The sequence below is a fragment of the Pseudoalteromonas sp. S554 genome, assembly GCF_005930865.1.
GTDB classification, from domain to species: domain Bacteria; phylum Pseudomonadota; class Gammaproteobacteria; order Enterobacterales; family Alteromonadaceae; genus Pseudoalteromonas; species Pseudoalteromonas marina.
The window spans coordinates 1-11,140 of the sequence record NZ_PNDV01000081.1 but is presented as its reverse complement, the minus strand read 5'-3'; the positions used below and the strand labels follow the sequence as shown (position 1 = coordinate 11,140).

General features: G+C 33.8%; 10 protein-coding genes. All 10 read right to left on the bottom strand.

The features are described 5' to 3' along the window. Window positions 1-337 precede the first annotated feature (337 nt). Window positions 338-769, bottom strand: a complete 432-nt coding sequence (locus tag CWB65_RS16500; protein WP_138741019.1) for a hypothetical protein — start codon at window positions 767-769, stop codon at window positions 338-340. 51 nt (window positions 770-820) lie between these two features. Continuing rightward, the gene (locus CWB65_RS16495) at window positions 821-1,018 is read right to left on the bottom strand and encodes a hypothetical protein (protein WP_138741018.1); all 198 of its coding nucleotides are present in this window, start codon (window positions 1,016-1,018) and stop codon (window positions 821-823) included. Between the two features lie 51 nt (window positions 1,019-1,069). Continuing rightward, window positions 1,070-1,438, bottom strand: coding sequence for a hypothetical protein (locus CWB65_RS16490; protein ID WP_138741017.1), 369 nt, complete (start codon window positions 1,436-1,438; stop codon window positions 1,070-1,072). Between the two features lie 29 nt (window positions 1,439-1,467). Continuing rightward, on the bottom strand, window positions 1,468-1,977 hold the full coding sequence (locus CWB65_RS16485) for a tellurite resistance TerB family protein (protein WP_138741016.1): 510 nt from the start codon (window positions 1,975-1,977) through the stop codon (window positions 1,468-1,470). 19 nt (window positions 1,978-1,996) lie between these two features. Next, a complete protein-coding gene (locus CWB65_RS16480; protein WP_138741015.1) occupies window positions 1,997-3,772 on the bottom strand; it encodes an AAA family ATPase in 1,776 nt (591 codons plus the stop codon). Window positions 3,773-3,783: 11 nt separating this feature from the next. Continuing rightward, complete coding sequence (locus CWB65_RS16475; RefSeq protein WP_138741014.1) at window positions 3,784-6,339, bottom strand: Hsp70 family protein; 2,556 nt, start codon at window positions 6,337-6,339, stop codon at window positions 3,784-3,786. Between the two features lie 2 nt (window positions 6,340-6,341). Further along, entirely contained in the window at window positions 6,342-7,511 is a 1,170-nt protein-coding gene (locus CWB65_RS19940; RefSeq protein WP_203984273.1) for a kinetochore Spc7 family protein, read from the bottom strand. After that, a complete protein-coding gene (locus tag CWB65_RS16465; protein WP_138741013.1) occupies window positions 7,508-9,241 on the bottom strand; it encodes a CFI-box-CTERM domain-containing protein in 1,734 nt (577 codons plus the stop codon). Before CWB65_RS16465 ends, CWB65_RS19940 begins: the two co-directional genes overlap by 4 nt. A gap of 195 nt (window positions 9,242-9,436) precedes the next feature. Beyond that, complete coding sequence (locus CWB65_RS16460) at window positions 9,437-10,087, bottom strand: HEPN domain-containing protein (protein WP_138741012.1); 651 nt, start codon at window positions 10,085-10,087, stop codon at window positions 9,437-9,439. Between the two features lie 27 nt (window positions 10,088-10,114). Further along, window positions 10,115-11,029, bottom strand: coding sequence for a DUF4268 domain-containing protein (locus CWB65_RS16455; RefSeq protein WP_212750953.1), 915 nt, complete (start codon window positions 11,027-11,029; stop codon window positions 10,115-10,117). Window positions 11,030-11,140 lie beyond the last annotated feature (111 nt).

Sequence of the window (11,140 nt, the reverse complement as noted above, 5' to 3'; positions counted from 1 at the left end):
GCTGGTTTAGCGCCGAATGAATCTGAGGTTAGATATCAAGATTCTAAAACTGTGGCCAAAATTAGTTGACCACTACAATAATTACATGCTTCAACAATCATCAGATGTTCTAATAGTTTCAGGCATGCTTATGCAACGAATTATTTTCGGAATATGCATGAGGTTAGAGGTACTTTGGGTGTGACTGATTATTTTTTTAGCAATGATTAAAATAGCAATACTATTTCAATCAAGCATGCCTTTTAACTTTAGTATTGAAATGGTTTAAAGGTACATTTGAATATGTAAATTAAACCATTCAAACCTCTATTGATTTAAAAACAGAAAGTATTTAAATTTAAAGTAAAGGGGATACCTGTTCAAAGCCTTTAGGTGCTTTCTTGGAGTTTATCGCTTGGTATGGAGATATATAGATTGTAGCAATTTCACTACCATTTTGATGAGTGATTTTATATGCGTCTATAGGTTTATCGATATTTTCAGCCCCAAACGACCCTATTCTAGTATTGTTAACACTTTTTCCGTCTGTCGTTCTTAATCCACCTAAGTATAATATGCTTCCTTGAACTGTGTTGGTTGGAATTGGATTACTGGGAACTAAACCAAATTCACCGATGCCATTAGGCATTTCATCTTCAGTACATCCGGCTTTGTTCATTTCAGACATAAGTTCAAAAAGCTCCTTCTGCTCCTTCATGCCAGGTATATCCATGAGTTCGTCATATGCCGATTTCTGCTTCTTTTTTCTAAAAATATCAAATAATCCCATTAAATCCTCCTAATACTAAATTGGTTTTCTTTATTCTTTAAACTCAAAAAGCTATGCTTTCTCTTTAAATCCACCTACGAGGGCATAGCCAATTAGTAACTCAATCAACGTTGCGATTGCCCAAGGACCCCAAATAATTCCCCATACAACTGAAATAGCAACTATTGCAACAAGTGCATTTTGTTTGTTTTTAATAAACAGTCCCAAAACAGCCCCTAAACCAACAAAAATAAAAGCATAGAACAACATAACATTCCCTCTTAAAACCTATCAATTAAAATCAAACAACCAACAAAGTTTCTAGCAAGAAGACTCTGGTAATCCTTTTTCTCTATTTAATTTTTGAGCAGCTTTGCATGCTGAACGAGACTGTTTTCCAGCACACTCACGATTAAATTTATCGACTAAAGAAGAATGTTTTTTTACTTCTTTATTATAAGTATCAACAGATTCTTGGCTGTAACTATCAACCACTTGATTGGCTAGTTTTTTGCCAAGCCATTCTCCTTGATTGTATAACTCAACACACTCTTCCATTTTTTCATCTGATATTACCGGAACATTGGTGCTAGTGGATGAAGTTGGAGGTATTTTGTAAGTTGATTGAGCATTTACAAAAGAAATATATGCAAGGGGGATACACAAAAGACAAATACCAATTTTTTTCATATTAAAACTCTATTACTTGTCTATTAAAATTAATCAAATTTAAAATCGATTTTTTTTAGGCTGTTTTCATCTGGCATTTTTATATCTAACTTAACCTTTTCTGAACTAGGTCCTCTGATTCGTCCAACGTATGGATTAACATGTAAAACATCTACGTCTCCAAATCTTTCGAAAATTTCTTCGTCACGTACCTTTAAATGTGCTCGTAAATGCTGAATAAACCTTTTTTCATTCTCATCATGCCTGCCATCAGCATTGATAAGCCTTAATGCAACTTCCAATACAATTAATTCCTTAATAGGGTTTAATTCAGAACGCTCTAACTCTTCAAACATTTCAGAAACGAGGAGAACACCTTTATCTTTAAACTCTATTATTAACTGCTCTAGCTCAAGAGATAAATCAACATCATTAAAGAATGATGTTGATTTATCTATATTTTTCATTTCCTCTATTTCAAGAGTATCAATATCTCCATCACACCCCATGGTGCAAAAAGCAATTTTAAATAATAATTTTTTAAATTCTATTTTTTCCATTATTGTTAATCCTAAATGTTTACTGAATAAAACCCATAGGTTTTTTGGCTGGCTCAGCCTTATCATCTTCAATTTTCTTTTTTAATTCTTCATATTTTTTCAACTCAGAATGAGAAACTGAAGGTTTGTTTGTTTTTATGGTATTTAAAACATGTTCAGTAGATATTCTGGCTTTTTCACCCAAAGCTACTCTAGAAGATTCATCAATCAAGAACTTAAGATCACTTGATACATAGTTTTCAGTTTTAGTTGCTATTAATTCGTAATCAAAATCCAACTCCACTGGCCTATCCTTCAAATAAAGCTTGAACATTTCAAGTCTGGCATCAAAATCAGGGGGTGGTAGGTATATTATTTTATCTAAACGTCCCGTTCTTAAAATGGCAGGATCTATTCTCTCTGGTCTGTTTGTAGCTGCTATAACAAAGATGCCTCGTTCTGAACAGTTTGACATTTGTGCCAAGAATTCATTTACTGGCGCTGCATGCATCTGATGTAAGTTACTATCTTCCCTGCTAGGAACAACAGCATCAATTTCATCTATAAAAACAATTGAAGGGGCATTATCTGAAGCATCTTTAAAAATTTTTCCAATATTATCTTCAGTTGCATTAATAAATTGACTTTTGATATCTGAAGGCTTCAATTCTACAAAATTAAAGCCTACTTCTTCTGCAAACTGTTGTGAAATGAATGTTTTTCCACACCCTGGCGGTCCGTACAGTAGCATGCCATTAGGTATGGTTAATCCATAGCTCTTGTATAGCTCAGGTTCATTTAATGCCCTAATTACATCAGTATCAAATAAGTCTTTTAAGTCAGTCATACCTGCAATTGCAGAAAAACCTTCGCCTTTTTTAGGTTTTTTCCTTACACCAGCAGAGTTACTTATTGAGCCTTTAGCATTTCCTTCTTCGATACGAACAGGATTATGTAACGCATCTAAAAATGAACTTAGAGTATTGAAGCGTTGGTCTACATCCTGATGCAAGGCTTTACTTAAAGTATCTTTTAAACTTTCATCCTCAAGTTTGTCCCCAGAAGGAAGTAAAAATCTTAACCTTTCTTCTCTTTTTTCAAATAAAGCATCAACAAATTCAGGTTGAAAGTATTCGTTAGTCGGATTATCCAAATGCCAAGGAGGAATACCAAAAATCATATGGTAGAGCATTGCCCCTAGAGAGAATATATCGCTCTGAACTGTATAAACACCGTTATACAATTCTGGGGCAATATAAAAAGGGTTTAATAACTTAATATTTATTGATTGGTTAACATCCTGTAGGTATCTCGAACACTGGAAGTTAGTGATTATTGGGTGAACAGTTTCTTTTGTGTAATCAAGCACAATATTTTGCATATTCAGGTTATTGTGCACGATCGTAGGATTATGGTTATGTAATACTTCAATAGCTTTGGCTATTTTTAGTATTAAAGATACCGCAGAAAATTGTGAAAAAGGACCATCCCTTGCGATCTTTTCCTTTAAGCTTTCTCCACTAACAAATTCAGACACTAAATAGTGATATTTACAATTATTTTTAAAAATTTCACCACTATCAACATAAGTAATAATATTTTCGTGGTGTACTTGTTTTAATATTTCTGCTTCAAGTAAGCTTTCAGTTGCAAAGCTATGCCTATGAATTTTCGAACTATTATACAGAGCAATAAGACAAGTTTTTTCCAATTTGTCTTTTGCTCTGTAAAGCTCAAAGTTAGCATTATTTTCTAAACAAAATAATATTTTATATTTAGAGTCAATATATTCTTGTTTATCAAAAGTACTTTCCAAGTGAATCTCCCTTAACCAATAAGCTCTGTACCATCGCCTTCGCTAAGCATAGCTTTGTCAGCTTGAGGCAACATGCTGTATAGCTCTGATACAATAGGGCGAAGTCTCTCTTTCGAAGGAGCGTCTGCGGCAATTTGCAAGCCTCTATCTAATAAAGATCTTGCACTATAACGATCTGACCATTGCAGCATGTCAAATTCTTCATTTAAGTTATAAAGCAGTGCTATTTCCATTTGAGCGCCAAGTCCTTCATCAGCTATAGAAAAATTCAGTTGGCGCATATTATCAATTAACTCTTGCGCTACTATCACATCTTTATGCTTGATAACTTCCGGTATTTGAGCTTTAAATTGGTTTATCAGTGTTTTAGCTCTTTCATTTTCAAATTCATCATTTGTTTCTTCTAATTGATAAAAAACTGATTTTAATTCTTCTTCAACTTTTGGCCACTCACTATCACCTTGAATTGTTTCTATCTTCTTAATAGCTGAACGTAATCGATGAAGAATACCCATTTTTCTATCATAATCAGTCTTACCTAAATCAAACTCTTCTTTAATACTACTTAGTTCTGACTCTAATGAATCAAGTTCAGCTTTATCTTGGTAAACACCTTCTTCACAGATCAATTGATGAGATTGAATGCTTTTATTTATTTCTGTTGCTAAATACTCTTCTGGTATTTCCTTTTGAGTTGTATCTTTAGGAACTTCAATTTCATGAGTGAAATCTAGAGTAGGAAAGTATGCAGATACAGTCATTCTTTCCGATTTATCTATTTTTACAGTCAGTTCAACATCACTGCCTTCAGGAAGAAGTTTTGGTAAATGTTCACCTGTTATAAGTACATCATAAACATGTTCATTATGTATTGCTCTTGTTCCTTTAGCACCGTGTTCACCTTGGTACAAAGCAATTTTTAAAGAGTCCTCTTTAAGCCCAGGTCTAATAGCCTTTTGTGTTTTTAAGCCATTTTTGGTTCCCACAGCAGGGGTCGGTTGATTTTTTTCCAATCCTTTTATTGGTTCAAATATTATTTTACCTGATTCTCGACTCTTAATTTCTACGCCATAATGGTATGGCAGGGTTGCACTACCGATTTTTGAGCCTTGGAAAATTGTAAATGATTCAGGCTCGCAATCGAGAAGATTTCCTTTTTCATCACTCACAGTGACACTGAATAAGTTTGATGTGTCTTGCTTTAAAATAACATCAATCACTTCACCACTTTTTTCTACCAGCGTCTTACCCGTAGACCATGATTTATCACTATTAGTAAACTCTACAAAAACCTTCTCAGGGACATCGCCATCTGTTTTTTCTTCAAGTATTTTTACAGCAACGAACTCTTCTTCTTCAACCGTAGTCGATTCATAACTTAACTGTAATTGTATTTTAGCTCTATCTCGTTGTTCTTCTTGAACGTCTTCTGAAATATCAACCGTTGCCGCAAATAAAGCAGCCCCTTTTGATACAACTGTCATCGGATCTACACTGAGGTCTGGCTTTATTAATTGTTCTTCAACCATTCTCCGAAGTATAGGTGAATAGGTTGGTCCGCCAACAAGCAATAATGATTTAAGGGAAGTTGCAGGAATATTCATTCTTCCTAACAACTCTTTACACGTATCAATAGATTTTTGAAATACAGGTCCTACAGCATCCTCCATCATTTGTTGGGTAACAGTGATATCTAATTCTAACTCTTCACCATCATCATCTTCACAAGGAATATCACCTAAATCGGATAAAATATTATGTGTATCGTTAAAAGACATTTGAATCTTTGTCTCTTCAGCATAAAACTTCATTCCGGCTTGCAATGCTATTTTATTTTGCTCATCGGATAGTAAATCATCTAATTCATACTCCTCTTGTAAATAAGGAAAAATAATTTTATCTACAATGGCAAGGTCTAAATTCTTACCTCCTAAATAGTTATCTCCCTCGGTATCAATAACTTTCATGATCCCTTCGTGTACTTCTACTAGAGCAGCATCAAAAGTTCCTCCACCGAAATCAAACACTAAAATATGTCCATCTTTTATCGATGAGGTAGTTCCATAAGCCATTGCTGCGGCAATAGGCTCTTGAAGTAATTCGCATTGAGAAAAACCTGCAAGTTCTGCTGCCCTGAGGGTGGCATCTTTCTGGTTACTAGTGAATTTTGCCGGAACAGTGACAACAACAGAGTTAACACTTTCATCTGACACAAAAGATCTCATCGTTTTCAAAACTTCTGAGGATAACTCTTCAGAGTTATATTGATGGTCCATGATTTGAGAAAAATAAGTTTTATCTGTACCCATGGTACGTTTAAACTCAATAAAAGCATTACTAATAGCTTTCTCTGGACTCTTTAATGCTTTTAACTTATCTCTTTTTAAGGCGCTATAGGCTGAATCACCGACTTGAATCGCTTTCTTTTTATTAAAGAAAATACAAGAAGGCATGGTATCTTTTAGGGTATCCGTTTTAAGAATAGTGGGTTCGCCTTGTTCTATTCTTGATATCGCTGAGTTTGTTGTCCCAAGATCGATACCATAATCAATTTTATTTCTTGCCATTATTATTCCCCTACACTGACTTCAATTTGAGCCGCTTGTATCATTGTGCCTTTAAAATTTACTTGTGGTTTAATTATCTTTGTTATGATCTGTTCATCTGTTTCTAATTCATCACTAGGAACGAAAGAAACAGATGCTTTCATTCTGTCATCATAAGGTTGATTTAACATTTTCAATATTTCATACCCGTTAGCAGCAAAGTTGTCTTGTATTCGCTTAACCGAAGCGATTAATTGCTTTAATCCTTTAGTTTTGGCATCCATTCTTGATGTGTTTTTTTCAATTCTTACAATTTCATCTGCTACTTTTAACGCTAAAGAGTGATCTTCTTCTGAAGACTTTTGAGAACTAATATTGTTTGAAAGTAATTCTAATAATTCAGCAAGCTTTTTATCAGCATTTAGAATATTTGACTCAACATCTTGTTTAAATATGTTAAGAGTATCTAAAATAGATTTTTCTTTATTAACAGTGAATAACCTAGAAGCAAAAAATGATACAAGAAGAAGAAAAGCTGTTATGCCGATTGCAGCAACTAAATACAAGATATAATCATCAAGCCTTAACACACTGTTTGATGTATCAGTAGAAATCTTCTCAAGGTTACCATCTGTTTCATCAGCGTATGCTTGTAGCTGTTTGATGGCATTGTTCAATTTAGATGTTGCATCACCAAGCAACTGATTAAGTCTATTAACCTCTGCAATTAATTCTTCATCCGATTTTTTGTATTCTATTTTAAGTGAGGTCAAGTCACTTTTAATCATTGATTGATTATTAGTAACCAAACGGTTTAATTGTTTGGTTTGTTGATTTACTTTATCAAACTTTTGATTGAGAGCTTTATCAATATCGCTAATTATTGTGTTTAGTTTGGCAATTTTGCTTTCATGGATATGAATATTTGAGCTATTTTGTTCCTCAATAACTTTTAGGTCATTTAGGTTTTCAGTTAAAGTTTTGAGTTTATTTTCTACGCAGGCTACTTTGTTACGACTGATAGTGCCAGCTTGAATCAACTGCTCTATAGATGCATCATTTCCAAACAATGAGTTTTCATTAACTTTTTGTGCTATATTTTGGTAAAATTCATCTTCACCAGCACACTCTTTTCCTACCGCCTGGCCACTTCCTATAAAAGCTAGTAATATTAAAAATGATATTCTTTTCATTTATGTAACTTCCTAATGAATTTGTCTAATTGTTTTCTTATGAGTAAGTTTGGTTTTTCATATCCCTGAAGCAAAGAAACCAAATGTGGGGATGTTTTGTAGTAGATTTTTATGAATAACCTTCCGTACCAACTCTGACTAAGAACATTATCTCTAAATTGTCTAAGTACTAATACTTGAGGATGGTCATAACTGCCATAGGCCATTGTCGCAACATAGCAAGCACCACTATTTTGCTTTTGAACTTGTCTACTGACTTGTTTATTAATTTGCTCAAGAGTCGTTGTTAAGTCAGATATTGTTTGCAAGTTTTCCCTAACTCTTGCTTTGACTTCATATGAGCCACTTATGTTTAGTAATTTTTGAGTAATATTCTTGGCCTGAGCAAACGAACTAAGCATATTATCAAGGCCATACTGTTTAGGATTTTCCTGTAATTTATTTACAACAGCTATTAGCATATTGAGCGCATTATTTGCTACTGCATCACAAAACATAATATATGTTTCATCACTTCTACCTAATTTATTGCCTATAGACTCTAAATCATCTTTACATCTATTTACCAAGTTATTTACTGTACTTATTGAATCACTAGAGCTTTGAAAAGTTTCAATTGCTTGAGTAATGTTAGAAACATGCGTTTTAACTCCTTCAATTAATCTTTCTGCTTCTTTTTCTTCTTCCCTTTCTTCTAATAAACCTTCTAGGGTCTCTCTATTCTCCATTAATCGTTCAGCTACTTGACCAGATACATCAATTTTTTCGGAAAAGCTTAATACTAATAATGCATCCCTATGGATATCATAGTTTTCATCATCTACCTGAGCATTATAAAAATCTATGCTGCATTGGAGAATTTCATTTGCAAGGTTGTTTGCTAACAATTGATATTTTACATTATCATTCCCTAAAGTAGTCCGAAGAGAGTCTAGCCAGCCCTTAGAGCTACTGTATAGGTCTATCCCAAACTGGTTAGCTTTTAAAGGAAACTCTTTTCTACGTTGAGTGCACTTATCAATTCTGTTTTTTATTTCTCTGACAGGCTCTTCTGTAAATTTATCAGCTAAATACTTTTGAATATTGGAAGGAAATGAACTAAACAACCCTATAACATCATTCGCCTTAATTCCATGTGACTTACCTATATAAGGGCTAAGCCATTGCAATGTTTCATCTACAAATTGCTCAGTAAGTTCACCTGAGTTTATACAATCCGACTTAATATGAAGCAATTCCGTTAATTTAGACAAAGACTGGCTTCTTAAAAGCTTCCCTTTTAAGTAGAGTCCTTTACTTAACATTTTATGGTTAATTCTAGTTCCATCAAATGATAGCGCTGAATACAATGAAGATAGATTTAAATATGCTGAAAAATTCTTATCATTCACTTCCTCTTTTAATTTTTTATTCCATATTTCAATAGCGGATGATACTTCATTATCTTCAAGCTTTTTATGAGCTATTTCATCAAAAGAGGTTTCACTTACAAACCAAAACAATGCGTAGTAAAATTTTTTATAACTTTGCTCGATTTGTCCAGATGCTTGATGAATTGCATCTATGGGGCGTTCAATTGTTCTTAAGAAGGGATAGTCTGTAGGGAAATGTACGGTTTTTCCGACATCAAGATAACGCTTAACTTTCGCTATTTGTTTTTGAAGTTCTCTTTCTGTCGAATTAGCATTTAATCCAAGTATACGAAATGGGTTCTCATGGATTATATCCACGTAATACCTCCTAGGTTATCTACCTACGTTTAAAGTGAGCAAAATATAGTGAGAAACTTTAGGAATATAATAAAGGTTGGAGAAGAGCTTTAAACATCCAATGTACACAGTCACATCCGCTATAATATTTTATTACAACATTAAAACTGATATAGCAAGACATAAATTAAATCAAGTAGTACAAGTGCTCAATAATCAGCCAATTACCACGGGGTAGTTTGCACTGCCCCATATTTGGTCTGAACTATCCATCATAATGTCAATAATAAAAGGTACTAATTGCGATAAGAATGTAACTGAATCGCGAATTTGTGTACGGTTAGCACTACTATTCCATGTTGCACCACCATGAACTATCTGATTTCTGAGGGTGTACATTCGCTGTAAAACAATTGTTATCAATTGCTCTGTATGTTTATTCGCTAAAGCATAATTAGCTGAAGCCTTAGCTTTTGAAAATCGCTCTTTCCATTCAGTTTCTGATATTTTTCCATTATGGAAATCCCAGAACGGCTGGTAAACAAACTTATTATCTAACAAAACTCTAACGCTGGAAGTAAATTCAGACCATAACAAGTTATACAGTTTATTATCTTTATCTAGCTCGACTAGCTTTGAAACAAATAACGAAAATGCTTTAGTTTCTGTATGCTGTAAGCATTCAGTATCTTGTGCATATGCAGCATTGAAAGCAATCCATAAAAAGACAAACTGACTATCTTTGTCATCAGCACACTGCTCTGATTTATCAAGCCAGCTTAGCGCCCTATGAACTCTTAAGGCTAAGTTTTCAGAAAACCCACTTCGAATTTGTCTTTGTTTATTTTTTAATTCTTGGAATTTCACACTACATCCTTATATTTATACTAAATCTTAATTGATATTTTTAACCGCTTTACCAAAGACATTCTGAAAATCTAGTGCTTTTTCGCACAACCAGTGATGATATTCTTCCCAGTTATCTTGCTTCTTCAATTCACCATTAGTGTATAACTTAATTCGACTAGCTTTTTTGTCAGGTAACGCTTCCCACTCTAATTTTTCATTTAACTTACTTTCTATTTCATCTTTATTCGTTTCTAATCCGTAGTAAATATCTTTTGAGTCAGAAATATATATCTCACAGCCAAGTTGGTTAGTTTGGCTATTAACAGTTAAGCCAATATGAGCATTAGAAGAACCAAAACTTATATCATACCAATGTTGAGGATTCGCTTTCCTAAGCTTAATCTGGTGCTTATTATCTTGAACATATTCTCTGAATTTCGTCCAAAATTCTAATTGAAGCATTTTTGTGGCCGATAGCTCAGGCGATGTAGATGTAGATTTTTTAACCGCTTTAGCCCAATCATTAGGTTGAGCAATAATATTGAATTTCGGTGCGCATGATGAATCACCGATTTGCCACACTTCCATTTGAATAGCGAAAATATTTATCTTTTGATCTGTATGTTCATTAAGCCAATCAATTGCTTGTTTATGTTCATCTCTAACACTTTTTACAATCCATATTATGAATTCAGCATCAAAGCCAGAAGCGTAAGTAATTATCTTACCAAGATGATCATGATCTGTGGCTTCTAGCTGGTTTTCTATCACTATTTTTCTATCCGTGTTTGTTTCTTCAGCAAGAATATCAACATTAAACTTACCCACGCTAGCCTCAGTTTGAAGCAGACTAATATCAATACCCACTTCATCGCTTAATAGCTCAAGGTTTTCTTCTTTAGCCAACCAGTTAGTAAAGTCTAAAGCTTCATGCTTCCATACTTCGTAAGCGTCCGGCAATCTACACCTAGCTTTTGATATTCCAAGGCAGTAAATCATCGATTTGGCAACCCGGTTTGCAGATTTGGGTTAAATAATAGCTAATATAATCGTAAGGTATTTTTCCTTTGG